The 19,837-nt window shown below is 69.6% G+C and carries 18 protein-coding genes; 12 read left to right on the top strand and 6 right to left on the bottom strand.

Features of this window, described 5'->3' with window-relative positions; translation table 11 throughout:
• Positions 1-7: 7 nt before the first annotated feature.
• From AWQ68_RS02510 to AWQ68_RS02495, 4 genes are all read left to right on the top strand, one after another.
• Positions 8-352: an STAS domain-containing protein gene (locus AWQ68_RS02510; RefSeq protein WP_066933771.1), complete on the top strand. Its 345-nt coding sequence runs from the start codon at positions 8-10 to the stop codon at positions 350-352.
• A gap of 33 nt (positions 353-385) precedes the next feature.
• Complete coding sequence (locus tag AWQ68_RS02505; RefSeq protein WP_066933770.1) at positions 386-1,165, top strand: SDR family NAD(P)-dependent oxidoreductase; 780 nt, start codon at positions 386-388, stop codon at positions 1,163-1,165.
• Between the two features lie 13 nt (positions 1,166-1,178).
• Complete coding sequence (locus AWQ68_RS02500; protein ID WP_066933765.1) at positions 1,179-1,943, top strand: crotonase/enoyl-CoA hydratase family protein; 765 nt, start codon at positions 1,179-1,181, stop codon at positions 1,941-1,943.
• A 125-nt stretch (positions 1,944-2,068) separates the two neighbouring features.
• Positions 2,069-2,698, top strand: coding sequence for a rhomboid family intramembrane serine protease (locus tag AWQ68_RS02495; protein ID WP_066933763.1), 630 nt, complete (start codon positions 2,069-2,071; stop codon positions 2,696-2,698).
• A gap of 152 nt (positions 2,699-2,850) precedes the next feature.
• Here AWQ68_RS02495 and AWQ68_RS02490 read toward each other — a convergent pair whose 3' ends face one another.
• Positions 2,851-3,402 carry a TIGR00645 family protein gene (locus AWQ68_RS02490; protein ID WP_084463573.1) on the bottom strand — a complete coding sequence of 184 codons (552 nt, stop codon included), beginning with the start codon at positions 3,400-3,402 and terminating at the stop codon, positions 2,851-2,853.
• A 159-nt stretch (positions 3,403-3,561) separates the two neighbouring features.
• The gene (serC, locus tag AWQ68_RS02485) at positions 3,562-4,701 is read right to left on the bottom strand and encodes a phosphoserine transaminase (RefSeq protein ID WP_218006746.1); all 1,140 of its coding nucleotides are present in this window, start codon (positions 4,699-4,701) and stop codon (positions 3,562-3,564) included.
• Positions 4,702-4,837: 136 nt separating this feature from the next.
• On the opposite strand from serC, the gene AWQ68_RS02480 reads away from it, so the two are divergent.
• Positions 4,838-6,886 (top strand): ABC transporter substrate-binding protein, encoded by a 2,049-nt coding sequence (locus AWQ68_RS02480; RefSeq protein ID WP_066933753.1) that lies wholly within the window; start codon positions 4,838-4,840, stop codon positions 6,884-6,886.
• 116 nt (positions 6,887-7,002) lie between these two features.
• On the opposite strand, the gene AWQ68_RS02475 is transcribed toward AWQ68_RS02480, so the two are convergent.
• Positions 7,003-8,109 carry a citrate synthase 2 gene (locus tag AWQ68_RS02475; protein WP_066933750.1) on the bottom strand — a complete coding sequence of 369 codons (1,107 nt, stop codon included), beginning with the start codon at positions 8,107-8,109 and terminating at the stop codon, positions 7,003-7,005.
• Positions 8,110-8,279: 170 nt separating this feature from the next.
• Here AWQ68_RS02475 and pdxH point away from each other — a divergent pair, with 170 nt between their 5' ends.
• Positions 8,280-8,924: a pyridoxamine 5'-phosphate oxidase gene (gene pdxH / locus AWQ68_RS02470; protein ID WP_066933748.1), complete on the top strand. Its 645-nt coding sequence runs from the start codon at positions 8,280-8,282 to the stop codon at positions 8,922-8,924.
• 31 nt (positions 8,925-8,955) lie between these two features.
• Here the strand turns inward: pdxH and AWQ68_RS02465 are convergent, their stop codons facing one another.
• Positions 8,956-9,567 (bottom strand): UdgX family uracil-DNA binding protein, encoded by a 612-nt coding sequence (locus AWQ68_RS02465; protein WP_066933745.1) that lies wholly within the window; start codon positions 9,565-9,567, stop codon positions 8,956-8,958.
• A 77-nt stretch (positions 9,568-9,644) separates the two neighbouring features.
• On the opposite strand from AWQ68_RS02465, the gene AWQ68_RS02460 reads away from it, so the two are divergent.
• From AWQ68_RS02460 to AWQ68_RS43385, 4 genes are all read left to right on the top strand, one after another.
• The gene (locus tag AWQ68_RS02460; protein ID WP_066933742.1) at positions 9,645-10,349 is read left to right on the top strand and encodes an iron-dependent transcriptional repressor DtxR; all 705 of its coding nucleotides are present in this window, start codon (positions 9,645-9,647) and stop codon (positions 10,347-10,349) included.
• 123 nt (positions 10,350-10,472) lie between these two features.
• Positions 10,473-12,701, top strand: a complete 2,229-nt coding sequence (locus AWQ68_RS02455) for an ATP-binding SpoIIE family protein phosphatase (RefSeq protein WP_066933739.1) — start codon at positions 10,473-10,475, stop codon at positions 12,699-12,701.
• 43 nt (positions 12,702-12,744) lie between these two features.
• Complete coding sequence (locus tag AWQ68_RS02450; RefSeq protein ID WP_066933736.1) at positions 12,745-13,521, top strand: alpha/beta fold hydrolase; 777 nt, start codon at positions 12,745-12,747, stop codon at positions 13,519-13,521.
• A gap of 107 nt (positions 13,522-13,628) precedes the next feature.
• Complete coding sequence (locus AWQ68_RS43385; RefSeq protein WP_169808835.1) at positions 13,629-13,790, top strand: hypothetical protein; 162 nt, start codon at positions 13,629-13,631, stop codon at positions 13,788-13,790.
• Between the two features lie 11 nt (positions 13,791-13,801).
• Here the strand turns inward: AWQ68_RS43385 and AWQ68_RS02445 are convergent, their stop codons facing one another.
• Positions 13,802-14,947: an acyl-CoA dehydrogenase family protein gene (locus AWQ68_RS02445; protein ID WP_066933733.1), complete on the bottom strand. Its 1,146-nt coding sequence runs from the start codon at positions 14,945-14,947 to the stop codon at positions 13,802-13,804.
• Positions 14,948-15,247: 300 nt separating this feature from the next.
• Here AWQ68_RS02445 and AWQ68_RS02440 point away from each other — a divergent pair, with 300 nt between their 5' ends.
• Together AWQ68_RS02440 and AWQ68_RS41945 are read left to right on the top strand one after the other, a co-directional pair.
• A complete protein-coding gene (locus AWQ68_RS02440) occupies positions 15,248-16,645 on the top strand; it encodes a hypothetical protein (protein WP_157544783.1) in 1,398 nt (465 codons plus the stop codon).
• 14 nt (positions 16,646-16,659) lie between these two features.
• Complete coding sequence (locus AWQ68_RS41945; RefSeq protein ID WP_157544781.1) at positions 16,660-17,925, top strand: class F sortase; 1,266 nt, start codon at positions 16,660-16,662, stop codon at positions 17,923-17,925.
• 301 nt (positions 17,926-18,226) lie between these two features.
• On the opposite strand, the gene AWQ68_RS02430 is transcribed toward AWQ68_RS41945, so the two are convergent.
• Positions 18,227-19,633 carry a DUF2079 domain-containing protein gene (locus AWQ68_RS02430; protein WP_245655709.1) on the bottom strand — a complete coding sequence of 469 codons (1,407 nt, stop codon included), beginning with the start codon at positions 19,631-19,633 and terminating at the stop codon, positions 18,227-18,229.
• Positions 19,634-19,837: the final 204 nt, after the last annotated feature.

Raw genomic sequence — 19,837 nt, 5'->3', positions numbered from 1 at the left:
GTCCACGATGAAGCTGCGGCTCGCGCGTCGATCGCTCTCGGGGGCCGTCGTCGTGGTGGTCGCGGGAGAGCTCGACCTGTTCACCGCGCCGATACTGCGCGACGAGGTACGCGACGCGATCATGCAGGACGGCGCGACCATCGTCCTCGACCTCGCCGAGCTGTCCTTCATGGACTCCAGCGGGCTGAGCGTGCTGATCGAGGCGTGGCGGCTCGCGACGAGCGAGGGCGGGGGCGTCTGCCTGGCCGCGCCGCAGCCGCCGGTGGCGCGCATTCTGCGGACGACCGGGCTCGACCGGCGCATCAAGGTCTATCCCGACGTGGACACCGCTATTTTGACCCACCCTGAGTAGAACTTCATTCGGTTGTCGCGTTAAGGTCCGGCTATGGATCTCAACGGAGCAGCAGCGATCATTTCGGGCGGTGCCAGCGGCCTTGGTGAGGCGGCGGCACGCGAGCTGGCGCGCGTCGGCGCGACCGTGGTCATCGCCGATCTGAACGTGGAGCAGGGCAAGGCGATCGCCGACGAGCTCGGCGGCGTCTTCGTCCAGACGGACGTGTCCGACGAGGCGTCGGTGCAGGCAGCGGTCGACACCGCGGTCGCCACCGGCAAGCCGCTGCGCGCGGTGGTCAACAGCGCCGGCATCGGCTGGGCGGCCCGCACCGTCGGGCGGGACGGCTCCCCGCACGATCTCGCGTCCTACCGCAAGGTCATCGACGTCAACCTGATCGGCACCTTCAACCTCCTGCGCATCGGCGCGGCGGCGATGGCCAAGACCGAGCCGGTGGACGCCGACGGCGCGCGCGGCGTGGTCATCAACACCTCCTCCGTCGCGGGCATCGAGGGCCAGACCGGCCAGGTGGCCTACTCCGCGTCCAAGGGCGGCATCATCGGCATGACCCTCCCGGCCGCCCGCGACCTCGCGGCGGTCGGCGTGCGCGTGCTCACGATCTGCCCGGGGATCATCGACACCCCGATCTACGGCAAGATCGGCGACAAGAACGCCGAGGAGTTCAAGGCCAAGCTGGCCGCGCCCGTGCCGTTCCCGAAGCGCATGGGACGCCCGTCGGAGTTCGCCCACCTCGTCCGCAGCCTGATCGAGAACGACTACATGAACGGCGAGGTCATCCGGTTCGACGGCGCCATCCGATTCCAGCCCAAGTAAGCAAGGGGATCACGTGTCTGACGAGGTTCTCGTAGAGGTCGACGGCGGCGTCGCCGTCGTCACGATCAACCGTCCTCAGGCCAGGAACGCGGTCAACGGCCCGGTGGCCCGGGGGATCGCCGCGGCGATGGACGAGCTGGACGAGCGCAAGGACGTCTCCGCCGTCGTGCTCACCGGCGCGGGCGGCACGTTCTGTGCGGGCATGGACCTGAAGGGCTTCCTCAACGGCGACATGCCGGTCGTCGAGGGCCGCGGGTTCGGTGGGCTCACCGAGAACCCGCCGAAGAAGCCCCTCGTCGCGGCGGTCGAGGGGTACGCCCTGGCCGGCGGCTTCGAGCTGGTGCTCTCCTGCGACGTCGTCGTCGCTTCCGAGGAGGCCAAGTTCGGGCTGCCCGAGCCCAAGCGCGGGCTGGTCGCCGCCGCGGGCGGCATCATGCGGCTGCCCCGGCGTATTCCGTACCACGTCGCCATGGAGATCGCCCTGACCGGCGACCACTATCCGGCGGCCCGGCTGTACGAGCTGGGCCTGGTCAACCGGGTCACCCCGGCGGGCGGCGCGCTCGCCGGAGCCCTGGAGCTGGCCCGCACCATCGCGGCCAACGCCCCTCTGGCGCTTGCCGCGACCAAGAAGATCGTGGTCGAGTCGGCCGACTGGTCGCGGGAGGAGATGTTCGCCAAGCAGGGCGAGATCGCCAATCCGATCTTCGGCTCGGCCGACGCGATGGAGGGTGCCGCCGCGTTCGCGGAGAAGCGCCCGCCCAGGTGGACCGGCGCCTGACGCCGTCGTCGCGTCCCCCGTCCCCTCCGGCCGCCCGCCGAGGGGACGGGTGCCGCCTTTAAGGGGCGCCCCGGGCCCGCGCGAGCGAAGCGAGCGCCAATGAACACAGAACGTACGGTGAAAGGATGAACGACTCCGGGGAACCGGTTCCCCCTCCCGGTCGGTCGGCCCGTGACCGCGTCGTCGGTCTCCTGAGCGGCGCGCTCGGCAGCGCGATCATCATGACCGTCCTCCTGGGCGCCATGTGGGCGGTCGAGGTCGTCGACTACGTCGAGGACGGCGCGCTCGACCGGTACGGCATCGTCGCGCAGGATCCCGACGGCCTGCCCGGCATCCTGTTCGCTCCGTTCCTGCACGACGGGTTCGGCCACCTGATGGCCAACTCGGTTCCCCTGCTCATCCTGGGCTTCCTGGCCGCGATACGCGGCGTCGGCAGGTTCCTGGCGGCCAGCCTCGTCATCGTCCTGGTGAGCGGCGCCGGCGTCTGGCTGACGAGTCCGCCGGGCACGCTCACGGTCGGCGCCAGCGGCCTCGTCTTCGGCTACTTCGGGTACGTCGTCGCGCGCGGCCTGTTCGACCGGCGCGCCCTGGACATCCTGCTCGGCGTGGTCGTTGCCGTCCTGTACTACTCGATCCTCTGGGGCGCGCTGCCGGGCGAGCCGGGGGTCTCGTGGCAGGGCCACCTCTTCGGCCTGATCGGCGGGGTGCTCGCCGCCTGGCTGTTCCGCCGCCGTGCCGTACCGGAAAGGGCCTGAGACCCGTCAGGTCCGGGAGCGCCTGACGGCCTCCAGGAGCGGCCGTCGCTCGCCCGCGAGACAAAGAGGGGCAAGCGACGATGATCGGCCGCCTGTGGCGCTTCTGGGGCGTCCCCGAGCCGGCTGTGGCCCGTAGCCGGCCTCGCCGTCGGTCAATGGCCGCGGTCGTTGGCCGAGGAGTTGAGCATCCGGTCGATGAAGGCCAGCCCGATCGCGGACAGGATGAACACCAGGTGGATCACGGTCTGCCACAGCATCGTGTCGGTGCTCATCTCGCGGGCCCTGATGAACGTCTGCAGCAGGTGTATCGACGAGATGCCGATGATCGCGGTGGCCAGCTTGACCTTGAGCACGTTCGCGTTGACGTGGGACAGCCACTCGGGCTCGTCGGGGTGGCCGTCAAGGTTGATCCGCGACACGAACGTCTCGTATCCGCCCACGATCACCATGATGAGCAGGTTGGAGATCATCACGACGTCGATGAGGCCGAGCACGCTGAGCATCACCGACTGCTCGACGTTCATGCCGCTCGCGCTGAAGTCGCCGGTGACCAGATGCCACAGCTCGACCATGAACTGCCATACGTAGACCCCCTGGGCCACGATCAGCCCGAGGTAGAGGGGCACCTGCAGCCACCTGCTGGCGAACATCAGATAACCCAGGCTGCGCTGCCGAGCCCGCAGACCCCCCGAGGTCGAAGTCACCGTCGCTCCTGTCCCATTTCTGTGCGTGCGGGAGAAAACTTTACGGAGGTCCGATGACTTCTTTTGCACGGGTTCGCCCGCCTGGCACGGGCCCGGGTACGCCGCGGGCCGGCACGCGCGCTGGCGTGCCGGCCCGGTGGCGTCGCGGACGGGAGCCGATCAGAGGCGCTCGACCACGTAGTCGACGCAGCCGGTCAGCGCCTCGACGTCGGCCGGGTCGATGGCCGGGAACATCGCGATGCGGAGCTGGTTGCGGCCGAGCTTGCGGTACGGCTCGGTGTCGACGATGCCGTTGGCGCGCAGCACCTTGGCCACGGCGGCGGCGTCGACCGACTCGTCGAAGTCGATCGTGCCGACCACGTTGGACCGCTGCGCCGGGTCGGTGACGAACGGCGTGGCGTAGGAGCTCTTGTCCGCCCAGTTGTACAGCCGGGAGGCAGAGTCGGCCGTGCGAGCCGTAGTCCAGGCCAGGCCGCCCTGGGAGTTCATCCAGTCGATCTGGTCGGCCAGCAGGAACAGCGTGGCGAGCGCCGGGGTGTTGTACGTCTGGTTCTTCGTGGAGTTGTCGATCGCGACCGGCAGGCTGAAGAACTCGGGGACGTAGCGGCCGGAGGCGGAGATCTCCTCGACCCGGGCCAGCGCCGCGGGCGAGAACAGCGCGATCCACAGGCCGCCGTCGGAGGCGAAGCTCTTCTGCGGGGCGAAGTAGTAGACGTCGAACTCCTCGGCCGAGACGGGCAGGCCGCCCGCGCCGCTGGTCGCGTCGACCAGGACCAGCGAGCCGTCGTCGGCGACGCGCTTGATCGGCATGGCGACGCCGGTCGAGGTCTCGTTGTGGGTGAGCGCGTAGACGTCGATGCCGTCCTCGGCCACCGCCGTGGGGTGGCTGCCCACCTCGGACTTGATCACCGTCGGATCGCCCAGCCAGGGCGCCTTCTTGACCACGGTCGCGAACTTGGACGAGAACTCGCCGAACTGGAGGTGCTGCGACTTCTCGCGCACCAGGCCGAAGGCGGCGATGTCCCAGAACGCGGTGGTGCCGCCGTTGCCGAGGACGACCTCGTACCCCTCGGGGAGCGAGAACAGCTCGGACAGGCCCGCGCGCACCCGGCCGACCATGTCCTTGACCGGCTTCTGGCGGTGTGAGGTGCCCATGATGCTCGCGCCGGCTCCCGCGAGAGCCGAGAGCTGCTCAGGGCGTACCTTCGAGGGCCCGCAGCCGAATCGGCCGTCGGCGGGCTTGATGTCAGCGGGAATCACGATGTCAGCCACGCATCCAGCGTAGTGAGCCGCGGCCATGGTCTAGACCCAGGTCCGCAATGTGAGACATCATGGTGTGCCGCAGCAATTGATCATGCACTGAGTCGAAACCGCGTTCCCGTCCGGGAGACCCCCGTCGTGGCCGATCCGCCTGGCCGGTACGGCGCTGCAGGCCGTGCTGTCCATCAGGGGATCGTTCTTCAACGGCTGGTTCAGGCGGCAGCCGTACCTGACGAGGCGGCGGTTCGAACGGCTCCCCAGGTACGCCCTCCGGCTGGCCAACGCGGGCGACGACGAGATCGACAGGCTGCTGATCCACGCCTTCTGCCAGGACCTCCGGCAGGCGTACCAGAGGTGGATCATCCCCTGGCCGAGCTGGGGGCGCGGCCTGTACGGCATGCTCGTCCTGGAGGCGCGGCGGCATGGCGAGGCCACCGAGCGGTTCCTGCGGATCCTGGAGGAGACCACCGAGGAGACCGGGCTGCCGGCCCCGATCCTGGTCATCGCCGCGCTCCCGGACGAGCTCAAGGACGAACGGCGGAGCGCCGTGCCCGCCGACCTCAGGAGGCTCCCCGCACTGGTCGAGGGGTGGCGCGGGAAGGTGCGGCGGCGGGTGCCCCGCCTGCGCATGGTGGTGGCCGCCGACGGCCCCCTCCCGGACGCCGACCACCGGCCGCGCATGCTGCGAGGGCGGTTGCGGGCGATCGGCTACTGGTCGGCGGTGGCGCTGCTGGTCGTCGGCCCGGCCGTCTGGGCGGTGCAGAACCAGCGGGACCGGCTCGCGCACTGCGGCGGCCTCTCCTTCGCCGAGCGGATCGACGGGGAGTGCGTGGGCGTGGTCAACGCCGACGGCCCCGCCCCCGGCGACCTGTTCACCGGCGACGTCACCACGCTGATCGCGAAGATCGACCGGAACAACGCCTCCGCCGAGGAGGCCGGCTCCTACGTCAGCGTGGTGCTGTTCGGCGAGTACTCCATCAGGGACACCGTGCCGGAGGACAGCCGGCGGGCGGGCGCGCTGGCCGAGCTGGCGGCGGTCGAGGAGTACCAGCGCACGGTCGCCAGCACGCCGCGGCTCCGGGTGCTGGTCGCGAACTCCGGCGACAACCTCCGGCAGGGGCGGCGCGGCGCCGAGCTGATCAGGGAGCTGGCCGAGAGCGACCCCCACGTGGTCGGCGTGGTCGGCTTCCCGCGCAGCGTGGCGGGCGTCCAGGAGGCCATCCAGGTGCTGCACGAGGCGAAGATCCCGATGGTCGGCACCACCGGGACCGCCGACCGGCTCGGCTACATCAGGGACGGCTCGATCGACCGCGACGCCGGCTATCCCTCCCCGTACTACTTCCACGCGGGGCCGACGAACTTCCGCGAGGCCGCCCTCGTCTCCCGGTTCGCCCGCCGTACGCTCCTGCACGGTGTGGCGTCCCCGTCGGCGGTCATCGTGCAGGACGGTACGCCCGGCGACCAGTACACCGACAACCTGGCCGACGACCTGGTCACCGCGCTCGGCGCGGAACGTGTCGCCCTGCGCGCCCGCATCTACTACAGCGTGGACGGCGGGGGCATCTCCAAGGCGGCCCTGGACGCCTGCCGCCGACGGCCCGACGTGTACCTCTACGCCAGCCGGGCGCCGGAGTTCCTCGACTTCCTGCGGGCGCTGGAGGGCAAGGCGTGCGGGCCGGAGACGGTGCGGGTCATCGCCAGCGACGACGTCATCAAGGTCGTGGCCGACCACGGGGACGAGATCACGAGCCTGCGCCGGGTCGAGGTCTACCACGCGGCGCTGGCCGGCCGCGAGCTGTGGCGGAGCAGCTCGGACGCGCCCACCGCGTTCGTCTACGGCCTGCTGAAGGGAGGCCATCCGAACGCCTCCGACGACAACCTGATCCTCACGTACGACGCGATCAGCGTGGTCTACCAGGCGGCGAACCGGGCCTACCGGGGCGGAGCGCTGCCCAGTAAGGGGGACGTCCTCTACGAGCTCGTCCTCACCTCGCGGCAGGCCGCCTGGAACGGGTCGAGCGGGGTGATCGACTTCGTGTACGCCGAGCGGCACGATCCCGCGAACAAGGTCGTCGCCATCATGAAGGTGAGCGACTCCGCGCCGCGGCACGCCGTGCCGATGGTCCGGTGCGGGCTGCTGGACATGGACGAGCGGCCACCCGCCGACCCGCTCTGCGCGCGCCTTCCCGACGCTCCGCCGGGCGAGCAGTCCGGCCGCCCCTGACCGCGCCGTCCGCGCATCCGGGGGCCTCGGGGAGAGGCCGGAAAACGGAAACGGCCCGCACCGGATGTGCGGGCCGAATCGGGGAGACAGCCGACGGGACGTCGGCGGTGTTCAGGTCAGATCTTGCCGATGACTTCGGCCGCGCCGGGGACGTCGTTGATCGAGCGCTGGGAAGGGCCGACGTAGTTCGCGCTGGGGCGGACCAGCCTGCCCGTGCGCTTCTGCTCGAGGATGTGCGCGGCCCAGCCGGCGGTGCGCGCGCAGGTGAACATGGAGGTGAACATGTGGGCCGGAACCTCGGCGAAGTCGAGGATGACGGCCGCCCAGTACTCGACGTTGGTCGCGAGCACGCGGTCGGGCTTGCGGGCGTGCAGCTCCTCCAGGGCGGCCTGCTCCAGGGCGGCGGCGACCTCGTAGCGCGGCGCGCCCAGCTCCTTGGCCGTACGGCGCAGCACCCGGGCGCGGGGGTCCTCGGCCCGGTAGACCCGGTGGCCGAAGCCCATGAGCCGCTGGCCCTTGTCCAGCTCGGCCTGGACGTACTTCTTGGCGTCGCCGACCTGCTCGACGCCCTCGATCATGTGCAGCACGCGGGCGGGGGCGCCACCGTGCAGCGGACCGGACATCGCGCCCACCGCGCCCGACAGGGCGGCGGCGACGTCGGCGCCGGTGGAGGCGATCACACGGGCGGTGAACGTGGAGGCGTTCATGCCGTGCTCGGCAGCCGAGGTCCAGTACGCGTCGATGGCCTTGACGTGCTTGGGATCCGGCTCGCCACGCCAGCGGACCATGAACCGCTCGACGATGCTCTGGGCCTCGTCGACGCGCTTCTGCGGGACCATCGGCAGGCCCAGGCCGCGGGCGGACTGCGCCACGAACGACAGCGCGGTCACCGAGGCGCGGGCGAGGTCGTCGCGGGCCTGGGCGTCGTCGATGTCGAGGAGCGGGCGGAAACCGTAGGCGGGGGCGAGCATCGCGAGCGCGCTCTGCACGTCGACGCGGATGTCACCGGAGTGGACGGGAACGGGATAGGGCTCGGCCGGAGGCAGTCCCGGCTGGAACTCGTTGTCCACGAGCAGGCCCCAGACGTGCCCGTACGAGACCTGGCCCACGAGTTCCTCGATGTCGACGCCCCGGTAGCGAAGGGCGCCCCCTTCTTTGTCCGGTTCCGCGATCTCGGTCTCGAAAGCCACCACGCCTTCGAGTCCGGGTTTGAAGTCGGACACTTCGGCCGCCTCCCTCTCTTGTGAAGTCAAAAGCCTTGATGTCGAGATACCGGCGGGTCAATTTAACCCGCAGGGTTCCACTGGGTTCCCGCCGGTCCCTATGAAACGCCGTTGTCCCTGGTAGGGGCTGATGTAGGCGTCCTCTGTCAAGCGCGCAACAATACCGTTCCGTGGACACCGCTTCTCATCTGCCCGGCCTCCGGCACAGCTACGAGGGCGAACCCCTGCTCGAATCCGGCCTCTCCGACGACCCGGTGGCCCAGTTCGCGGTGTGGTTCGGCGACGCGGTCGAGGCGGGGCTGCCCGAGCCCAACGCCATGATCGTGGCCACCAGCTCCGCCGGTGGCCGGCCGTCCGCGCGCACCGTCCTGTTGAAGGGATTCGACGAGCGCGGCTTCGTCTTCTTCACCAACTACGAGTCCCGCAAGGGGCGCGACCTCGGCGAGAACCCCCGGGCCTGCCTGCTCTTCCCGTGGCATCCCATCCGCCGCCAGGTCCGCATCGAGGGCCGCGTCGTCCGGGTGTCCCGCGACGACTCCGACTCCTACTTCCGCTCCCGCCCGTACGGCTCCCGCGTCGCGGCGTGGGCGTCGCGCCAGTCGGCGGTGGTGCGGTCCCGCGAAGAACTGGACGAGAGGTACGCGGCGCTGGCCGAGCGCTGGCCGGAGGACCCGCCGACACCGGACTTCTGGGGCGGGTTCCGGGTCATCCCGGAGGAGATGGAGTTCTGGCAGGGGCAGACCGACCGGATGCATGACCGGCTGCGCTACCGGCGGGCCGGCGCGGGATGGGTCCTGGAACGCCTCGCGCCCTGACCCTCACGGCCCCTCATCGAGGCGCCGGCGTTCAGGGCAGCGCGGCGGCGACCCGGAGATCGGAGAGGAAGCCGGCGTAGGCCGCGTCCCTGTCCGGCGCCCGGAGGATCGACGAGGGATGCACGGTCGCGATGTAGAAGCCTCCCTCCGAACGGGGGAGGGGCCGTCCGCGCTCCCGGGTCACCCGGAACGCGGGACCGAGCAGCGCGCGTGCGGCGGTGGCGCCGAGGATCACGGTGATCTCCGGGTTCACCAGGCTCATCTCCGCGGCGAGCCACGGGTGGCACGCGTCGATCTCTGCGGCGGTCGGCTTCTGGTGGATCCTGCGCTTGCCGCGCGGCTGGAACTTGAAGTGCTTGACGGCGTTGGTCACGTAGACGGTTTCGCGGTCGATGCCCGCCTCCTCAAGGGCGCGGTCCAGCACGCGGCCCGCGGGGCCGACGAACGGCGCCCCCTGGCGGTCCTCCTGATCTCCCGGTTCCTCGCCCACGAGCATGTAGCGGGCGTCCGGAACGCCCTCTCCGAAGACGGTCTGCGTGGCGTTCCGATAGAGGTCGCACCCCTGGCACCGGCGGGCGGCCTCACGTAGCGCGGGGAGGCTGATCTCCCCTGGAAGAAAACGTTCCGCACCGATGTTTGCCATCCCATGTCGCTTCCCCAATAGGGTCGGCTGCGAACACATCGGAAGCTCGTAGCATCGATTACAGGACGGGAGGAACGTTGACCGCACACGGCCTGATCGATACCACCGAGATGTACCTCCGGACGATCTTCGAGCTGGAAGAGGAGGGCATCGTTCCGCTGCGCGCGCGCATCGCGGAGCGGCTCCAGCAGAGCGGCCCCACTGTCAGCCAGACGGTCGCCCGGATGGAGCGCGACGGGCTGGTCAAGGTGGAGGGTGACCGGCATCTGAGCATGACCGACCTCGGCCGCACCCTGGCGATCAGGGTCATGCGCAAGCACCGCCTCGCCGAGTGCCTCCTGACCCAGGTGATCGGATTGCCGTGGGAGGAGGTGCACATCGAGGCGTGCCGCTGGGAGCACGTGATGTCGGAGTCCGTGGAGACGCGCCTGGTCGGCCTCCTTGACAACCCCACCACGTGCCCGCACGGGAACCCCATCCCGGGGCTCGGCGAGCTGGGCGTGGATCAGCCCGGTTCGGTCAAGGAGGATCAGATTCTGTCCCTGATCGATCTGGCCGGACCCAGGGATGTACCCGCTGTAGTGCGCCGAATTAGCGAACAAGTGCAAAGCGATCCCGCCGTGATGCTTAAACTCAAGCAAGTTGGGATACAACCCGGACGCGAGGTGACGCTCGCGGCGAGCGATGACGGTGTACGGGTGACGGGTGACGGTGAAGCGGAGATCGGCCTTGTGGAACTTCCGCGCGACGTCGCCGCGCACGTCTTCGTCACGAGACGATGATCGAATTCGTTTGGTGAGTCACAGCAGGGAGCCCCTCCTCTCTCGTCAGAACCCAGCCTCTGTTCAGGCAGGAGCGCCAGTGGTCCGCTTTGCGAACACCCGCCCCCAAGGGGTGATCGTCGGATGAAACGTTGGGGGGACCTCTCGCAGGACAGCGCGGACCACCTCACCGCGGGTTCCGTGCTGGACCAGGCCGAGATGGCCGTCGTCGTCACCGACAGGTTCAGCAACGTCCTCTACTGGAACCCGTTCGCCGAGCGGCTGTTCGGCCGTCCGGGCGGGGACGAGGGCAAGGAGTCGCTCCTCTCTCTCGGCATCACCACCGAGAAGGACCACCCGCTGACCGCCGAGCTGGCCAAGAGCGTGCTCAGGGGAGGCGTCTGGGAGGGCACCTTCGACATCGTCCGCGCCGACGGCACGATGATCTACGTGCGGGCCCAGGCCGTCCCCCTGCGGCATCCGTCCGGCTCGGTCACCGGCATCGTGATCACCGCGCGCGAGGCCATGCGCAGCAACGAGCGCGAGAAGGACCGTTTCGGTCTGCTGGAGCGCATCGGTGAGCGGCTGGCCGGCTCGCTGTACGTGGAGGAGACGCTCAACCGGGTCGCGGACATGCTGGTGCCGCAGTTCGCGGACCACTGCTTCATCGAGCTGGTCGAGGGCGACCGGCTGATCCGCAAGGTCTCCCACCACGTGAACGGCTGGTCGCCGCCGCCGGAGTCGTGGCTGCCGGTCGGCGGCGAGGTCAGGTATCCCCCCGGTCACTACGCCGACACGGCCCTGCGCCGCCAGGAGACCATCCTCATCGAGGACTTCTCCCAGGTCAGCTATCCCGCGCCGAGCGAGGCGTCGGTCCGCATCTGCGGCGAGATCGGCATGACCTCCGCCATCGTGGCGCCGCTGTGCGTCCGCGGCGAGACGCTCGGTCTGATGTACCTCAGCCTGTCCAACCTCACCGACCGGCGCTCGCCGCACTACGACACGTTCGACCGCGACTTCGTCGGCGCGATCGCCACCCGGGTGGCGGTGGCCGTCGACAACGCGCTGCTGTTCGAGGAGGAGCGGCACACCGCCGAGTCCTTCCAGAAGCACCTGCTGCCGCGAGAGCTGCCGACGCTCGACGGTCTGGAGATCGCGGTCCGCTACTGCCCGGCCGCGCCGCTCGTCTCGCACGGCCAGGGCATCCAGACACAGGTCGGCGGCGACTGGTACGACGTGATCCCGCTGTCGGCCGGCCGGGTTGGCATCGTCATCGGCGACGTCGAGGGGCGTGGGGCCAAGGCGGCCGCCGTCATGGGGCAGCTCCGCGCCGCGCTGCGCGCCTTCGCCCAGGACGACAAGCCGCCCGCCGACATCCTCGCCCGCCTGGACGAGTGGACCCGGATCGTCGCCGCCCCGGAACGCGACGACTTCGGCGAGGACATCACCAACCCGCCGATCGTCACCTGCCAGTACCTCGTCTACGACGCCTGGTCCCGGCAGCTCTCGTTCGCCAACGCCGGGCACGCGCCGCCGCTGCTGATCGTCAACGGCAACGTCACCGAGCTCGACATCAGTGAGGTCGGCCAGCCGCTCGGCGTCCACGCCAAGGGCGTCCACGCCGACCTGGTCTACAAGGAGGAGACCCGGACTCTGCCGCCCGGCGCGGCGCTGCTGCTCTACACCGACGGCCTGGTCGACCGGCGGCCCCCGCGCGACTCGGAGGAGCAGCCGCCGAGCGAGGACGAGACACTGCGGATGCTCTGCGACAAGGTCGCGAAGATCGCCGGGGACAGCGTCGAGCGGATCGCCGACGCGGCGACCACCGCCATCCCCGGAGAGATCGACGACGACATGGCGATCCTCGTGATCCGCTCGGTTGGCGCCGAGCTCCAGTACGAGGAGCAGACCTTCCCCGCCCAGCCGATCATGGTGGGCGAGGCGCGGCGCATGGCGTCCGACGCGTTCGAGCGCTGGGAGGTCCCGGAGGAGCGCGCCGAGCTGGCCTGCCTGCTGGTGTCCGAGGTCGTCACCAACGTGGTTCTGCACGCGGCGAGCGCCAACGTCCCCCGCCGCGACCTGATCATGGACGGTCCGCCGCTGCCGTTCGACGAGTCGTGGGACGTCCCCGGCTTCGAGGACGAGGTCGTCAGCGACAAGGAGTTCACGCTGCGGCTGCGCCGCGGCGAGGAGTCCGTCTGGGTCGAGGTGTTCGACCAGGACCTGCGGCTGCCGCGCATCCGCAGCGCCGGGGAGAACGACGAGGGCGGCCGCGGCCTCTACCTCGTCGACCAGCTCGCCAAGCGCTGGGGGTCGCGTCCCACCCGCGAGGGCAAGGCGGTCTGGTTCGAGATTCCGGTCGGCGGTCGCTGAGTCGTCCTGTACGGCCCGCCCCCCGGGTGCTTGACTCGCACGTATGGAGCTGACGTACGAGCGCCGGGGGACGGGGCCGCCCCTCGTCCTGCTGCACGGCATCGGGCATCACTGGCAGGCGTGGCTGCCGGTCATGGATCTGCTCGCGGAGCGGCACGATGTGATCGCCGTTGACTTCCCCGGGTTCGGCGCCTCGCCGCCGTTCGCGCCGGACACGCCGTACAACGCGGAGACGGTGGCGTTCGCGATCGAGGAGTTCTGGGACGGGCTCGGCATCTCGCAGCCGCACGTCGCGGGCAACTCGCTGGGCGGTTACGTGGCGCTCGACATGGCTTCGCGCGGTGTCGTCCGCACCGCCGTCGCGCTGTCTCCCGCCGGGTTCTGGTCCCGCACCGAGCTCCTGTACGCGCGCATGGCGTTGCGGGCGTTGAGGAGGGCGGCGAGTCGCACGTCGGAGGGGACGGCCGCCGCGTTGATGTCGTCGGCCCTCGGGCGGGCGGCCTCCCTGGGGCTGCTCGTGGCCGACCCGAGCAGGATTCCCGACGAGGAGATCCTGCTCGGCACGGAGGCGCTGCGGAACGCCGCCGGTTTCGACGAGATGCTGAACTCCTTCGCGTGGCTGGCCCCGCCCGCGCCGCCGAAGGCGCCGATCACGATCGCCTGGGGCGACCACGACCGGCTCCTGCCGCGCCGCCAGGCCGTACGCGCCGGGCGGTGGGCGCAGCAGCGGGTCAAGCTGCTGGCGGGCTGCGGCCACGTCCCGATGAGCGACGATCCCGCGCTGGTCGCCCGGATCATCCTGGAGACCACGGGCGGCTGACCGCTGTCCCGGCCGGGGCTCCTCCGACCTCGACGTACGGCCCGCCCGGCCGGGTCGGCGTCGGATCACCCCCGCACACGCGGAGAATCCGCCGCATACTGGTCGGCATGGACCCCGGACTCATCCTGCTGGTCTTCCTGGCCTTCCTGTTCGCGTGGTTGCTCAACCGGGTGCGCAGGTTCTTCCGGCTCGGCACGATCGGGTACGCGAGCGTGATGATCGTGTTCGTGATCGTCATGCTGCTCGTCTGGGGTCAGCACATGCGCTGAGCCGGCGGACTCTAGAAGCCGAAGGACCGGCCGATGATCTCCTTCATGATCTCGGTCGTGCCGCCGTAGATGGTCTGCACCCGGCTGTCGAGCCAGGCCTTGGCCACCGGGTACTCCGTCATGTAGCCGTAGCCGCCGTGGAGTTGCAGGCAGCGGTCCACGACCTTGTTCTGCAGCTCGGTGGTCCACCACTTGGCCTTGGCCGCGTCCACGACCGTGAGCTCGCGGCGGTTCAGCGCGGTGACGCACTTGTCCACGTAGTGGCGGGCGATCTCGACCTCGGTGGCCAGCTCCGCGAGGACGAACCGGGTGTTCTGGAAGGAGCCGATGCTCCGGCCGAACGCGGTGCGGTTCTTGCAGTACTCGATGGTGGTCTCCAGCACGGCCTCGGCCGAGGCCACCGCGCCCACGGCGATGGACAGACGCTCCTGCGGCAGGTTGTTCATGAGCTGGACGAAGCCCCGGCCGTCCGCGTCACCCAGCCGGTTGGCGACGGGGACCCGGACGTTGTCGAAGAACAGCTCGGCGGTGTCCTGCGCGTGCATGCCGATCTTGTCGAGGTTGCGGCCCCGGGTGAAGCCCTCCATGCCCCGTTCGACCACGAGCAGGGTGGTGCCGCGGGCACCGGCGGTCGGATCCGTCTTGGTCACGACCACGACGAGGTCGGAGTTGATGCCGTTGGTGATGAACGTCTTCTGCCCGTTGACCACGTAATGGTCGCCGTCGCGTACGGCGGTGGTGCGGATGCCCTGCAGGTCGCTGCCCGCGCCCGGCTCTGTCATGGCGACCGCGGTGATCAGCTCGCCCGACACGAAGCCGGGCAGCCAGCGCTCCTTCTGCTCGTCGTTGGTCAGATCGACGAAGTACGGCGCCATGACGTCGTTGTGGAGGGAGAATCCGAGGCCGCTCGCGCCGGCCCTGATGATCTCCTCGACGACCACGGCGTTGTAGCGGAAGTCGGTGATGCCGGATCCGCCGTACTGCTCGGGGACGGAGAAGCCGAACATGCCGATCTCGCCCGCCTTCTTCCAGACCTCGCGCGGGACGATGCCGTCCTTCTCCCACTGGGGATGGAGCGGCACCACCTCGCGGGCCAGGAACTCGCGGACGGTCTGGCGGAAGAGGAGGTGCTCGTCCTCGAAGAGGTCTCGCTGCATCGGACACGCCTTCCGGGCCGGGGGACATCTCGCCCGACCAGAATACGATTCTGTTACTCCGAGGTATACGGGCCGGACTGTCCCGGTTCGCCCGGTCGTCGGCGACGTCGCAATCGTGCGGATGCGGTGCCAAAGGGAACGCTGGGTTACAAGTACGCCACCTTTCCGGTTCTCGTCCTCCTTCAGAACAGTTGAAACCCATAAGATCTACCTTCGGTTTGCTATGGGCTGGCTGATGAGCCGCCTTCGTGATCGGAGCATGTGGTGGCTAAGTCGCGATCGGGTCGTCGACGAGTGGCGATGACCCTTGTTCTGGGTGGACTGGGTTGTGCGCTCCTCTCCACTCCCGGCTCGGCTGCTGCGGAAGCTGTTGAAGTGGACCTCGACTACGTCTGCACGAATGGTGTCGCCCGCACCCCGGTCAACCTGGAAGTGACACTGACGCTCCAGACCGCACTGACAGTTGGGCAGCCGCTCGACATCAGATGGGGCATCAAGTACAAGGACCAGAGCCGGTTCCTCTCACCAGGCCTGTTCAAGGCCGGCGCGCGGGTCAGCGCGACTGGTGTGGTCGGCATCGGCGGGCTTTGGAGCGGCGAGTTGAAGTCGCTCGGCTCCCAGGAGCAGACGCAGTTGCCCGATGGCGATCAGTTGACGCTGCCTGCGTTGATCTCTGGTGCCGTCACTACGACGGCCCCCGGCGTCATCGAGATCAAGCCGCGTCGGCTTCTCATCGACTTCACCCCGCCTCCGTCCGAGGCGCTTTTCAACGACGACGACCCCGCTGTCTCGTATAGCGCGGAGTGGACGGACTCCAACGACCGTGACCTGAACTTTCACGATGTCGGCAGGGACGTCCACGCGACTGAGGCGAACTTCGCCGAGGCGTATTTCAAGTTCACTGGTACGGGCGTCGACTTCATCACTGAGCAGGACTCCCGGGCGGGCAAGGTGCAGTTCACGATTGACGGTCGGCCAGGTATTCCAGCCACAGCCGACGCTTCGAAGAACCCGGACGGATCCCACGCGGGGGTCGCCAACCAGGGCAACTACACGCTATGGGGAATGCGCGGCCTGCCCTATGGCCCGCACGAGTTGAAGGTGGCGAAGCTCGACGACAAGTGGGCGATGGTGGACGCCTTCCGTGTTGTCACTGAAGAACTCGCGGATCCGCCGAAGCAGTTTCGCGCCACATGTGAGCCCGTGCTCAAACCCACTGCCATTCGCGTTGTCGTAGGAAGCCCGACGCAGAGCCCGGGACAGAGCCCGTCGTCCAACCCGACTGGGGAGCCCTCATCCAATCCGTCTGGGGACCCGTCGTCCAACCCGTCAGGGTCGGTGACGTCGCCGCTTCCGGGCAGCCCCAGTGCTACTCCCAGTAAGAGTTCGGGCGTGACGGGGGGCGGCTCTTCCCCTACTCCTTCGGACAGCAAGCTGACGAGCGTGGTCATTCTCGGCAGCCCGACGCCGACGATCACCACGACGATCACGCTGCCGGCGAGCACGCCGACCTCGCCTCAGGTGAAGGTCACGCCGAAGGGCGGAGCCCAGACCGGAGAGGCGCCGGAGACGTCGCGTGCCTCCGCGGCGGTGTTGATCGGCTCCGGCGGCGCCATGGTCTTCGGCGGCGTTTTCAGCGGGGTCGTGCTCCTGCGCAGGCGCGCGGCGCACGCCAATGACCGGTCGCGGACGGTTTGAGGGGATTGACGGAGATGAACTCGACTCCTGACGCGCACGACGACACGCCCCGGGCCGACGGAGACGCCGCGCAGAGCAGCGCGGGGCAGCCGGACCCGGCCACCGGCACCGGTGCGACCGGTCCGGCCCCGGCTCCGGCGGCTGGGACCGAGGCGAGCGGCGGCCAGGCCGTCGACGAGACGGCTTCTCCGGCCCCGTCCCAGGGACAGGAGGTCACTCCTCCGGCGCAGCCTGCGACACAGGAGACCTCTCTTCCGGCACAGCCCGCGGCACAGGCCGCCGCCGGGCCTGCCGTACCGGCTCAGGCGGGCGCGCCCGCCGGACCGGTCGGGAGCGGCGAGACTGCTCCGGCTCCCACTGCCGTACCGACTCCCGTGACCGCCGCGGCTCCCACGGGAGTTTCGGTGGCTGCGGTTCCCGGCGCCGCTCCGGCCCCTGCGGCCGTTCCGGTGCCGAAGGCGCGGAAGTCGCTGCCCCAGCCTGTGCTCGCCACGCTGCTCGTGGGCGGGTCGTTCGGCGGCATCGCGGCCATCATGGCGGGGCTGCTCGCCGTGCTGTCGCCCACGCAGGAGGAGGTGGAGGCGGCGAGGCCGGTCCCGGGCGAGGTGGTCGCCCTGCAGGGGGCCGGGACGTTCCTGCCGCCGACCGTGGGTCCCGGCGGTCCGGGGACGCCGCTGACCGCCGCCGCGCCGACCGCGCCCCCGCCGCTGCCCGCGCTCCAGCCGTTGCCTCCGCTGACGATCACGACGACCGCGACCTCCTCGTCCTCGTCCTCGGCGTCGTCCTCGTCCACGTCGAAGACGGGCAAGACGGCGTCGGCCAAGCCGATCAGGATCCGCATCCCGTCGATCGGTGTCAACGCCGCGCTCGGCTCGGTGGGCGTGCTGAAGTCGGGCGAGATCCAGACGCCGTCGCTGAGCCGGCCCAAGATCGCCGCGTGGTACCGGCTGGGGCCCGCCCCCGGAGAGCTCGGACCGGCGGTGATCCTCGGCCACGTGAACACCCGTTCCGGCGCGGCTGTCTTCAGCCGGCTCCGGGAACTCCAGCGCGGCAACAAGATCGAGGTCCGCCGCGCGGACGGCAAGAGCGCGATCTTCACGGTGGACGGCGTCGAGCAGGTGGGCAAGACGACGTTCCCGACGAACCGGGTGTATGGCAACATCGCCACGTCCGGGCTCCGGCTGATCACCTGTGGCGGCGTCTACAACGCGAAGAACCACAGCTACACGGACAACATCGTGGTGTACGCGACCATGACCGGCACCCGCAACGCGAAATAGCCAGCGGTGTCTCCGAATCGTCCCCGCTGGTCTCGGGCGGGAAGGGTCCTGCCCGCGACGCGCGTCTTCCGGTGGCCATCCCGTCGGTGACGCCGGATCTTCTCGTGGATGTCACGCTTGAGGATCGAAGGGGCGAGGCTTCTCCCGCGGCTGGAGAACGCGGGGACGGCCATCGAGGACGCGGCCGACGGCATCGTCGATGAGGGCCGCAGAGCGTTGACAGACCAGCACGACCACCGCTGCCCGAAGTCGCCGAGGCGGTGGCCTGCGGCGAACCACGGCTGGTTCTCGCGGACGCGAATCAGCCGGCGTGCAGCACCACATAGCCTTCGCTCTTGAAGACAACCTGGTAGCCGAGGCCGATCAGCTCGTCCACTCGCTCCTGCTGCCTCCCCGTGGAGCCCCACGGGTAAGCGGGCCGTACGGCGTCGGCCACGATCCATGGGGCCTTGGGGGGCTTGTCCTCCCACAGCAGGACCGTCGTCCGGGCGGACAGATGCGGTCCGACATGGTTGACGGCCTCGACGACCACCCCGGAGGGAACGGCCGCGACCGCTTGCTCCGCCGCGGCCACGTCGGGGTGCTTTTCGTAGAAATCCGAGCTGATGAGCTGGTCGAAGGGGAACCGGGGCACCAGCGTGAGCGCGATCGCACAGGCGCCCGCCGCCCACATCAGTGACGCGGTCCGTTCGCTGAGGCCGGGCTGGAGTCTCCGTGACCAGCGGATCAGCCTGGAGGCCCCGTCGACCCCCGCGCACAGCAGAACGATCACCGTGAAGGCGCTGTGATGGAAGTCGGTGACCCACCAGTGCAGGCGGTCCGACAGCATGCGCTCCAGGAGGTGCGGGAGGGCCATCACCATCAGCGGGGAGAACAGGCAGGTCAGCAGGGCGGGCCACAGCAGGAACGCCAGCGTGTCGACCTTGATCTCAGGGCTGAACAAGGTGCTGAGGACGCTGAGCGGATCGGTGAGCGCCTTGACGGCCACGGCCGACACGCTGTCGCCGAGCTGACCGTAGGCCCAGTACATGCCGGGGTCGCCGCCGACGGACGGAATGAAGATGCTGCGGGCCAGGCCGGTGTAGAGCATCCCGATGCCCATGTACAAGATCCCGGTGTAGCGCTGCCCCTGTAGCGCGACGTATCCACCGAAACCGATGACCATGAGCCCCATGTCCTCTTTGACCAGGAGCAGTGCCATTGCGGCAAGCGCGGTGGCTGTGTATCTGCCCGCGCTGAACCGTTCGATCATGAGGGCGGTGAGCAGTGGGGCGAAGGCGACCTCGTGGAAGTCGAAGTTCATCGCCTGGGCGACGGGCCAGGAGACGGCGTAGGCGACGACGACGAGATAGGCGGAGCCGGTGCCGAGCACGCGCCGGGTGAACAGCCACAGGGGCGGTATCGCCAGTGCGAACAGAACGGCCTGGGCCACGATGAGAGTCTCAGGTCCGTCGTGCAGCCAGTACAGCGGGGCCAGGACCGCCAGGATGGGGGAGAAGTGCTCGCCCAGTTGCACGAAATCCATGCCCCGGTCGAGCGTCCCTCCGCGCAGCGGGCTCGTCGGAGCGCTGAACGAGGCGAATCCCCGCACCATCTGGTCGAACAGCGTCAAGTCCAAGCTGGTCGCTCGGTACAGGTAGAACCTGACCAGCCCCAGAAGGCAGTAGATGCCAGTGGCGGCGAGGACGAGGGCCGTCAGGGCGATCACGTGCTGCGAGCGCGTTGCGGACGGGAGTGCCCTGGCGACAGCGCGTAGGGCTCCCGCCCGGAGGCGCCGCGAGGTTCCGGCTTCCTGCGCCGTGCGCTTCGTGGCGCTGGGCGGTAAGCCCATGTGTGATCCTCTCCCTGAGGCGCTCGATCCAGAAAGGTGCCGCGGGCGGAGCCGGCGGTGGGTGATGCACGGCCAAGGCCG

This window comes from Microtetraspora fusca, from assembly GCF_001570365.1.
Lineage (GTDB): Bacteria > Actinomycetota > Actinomycetes > Streptosporangiales > Streptosporangiaceae > Microtetraspora > Microtetraspora fusca.
This window is presented reverse-complemented; position numbering and strand designations above follow the sequence as displayed.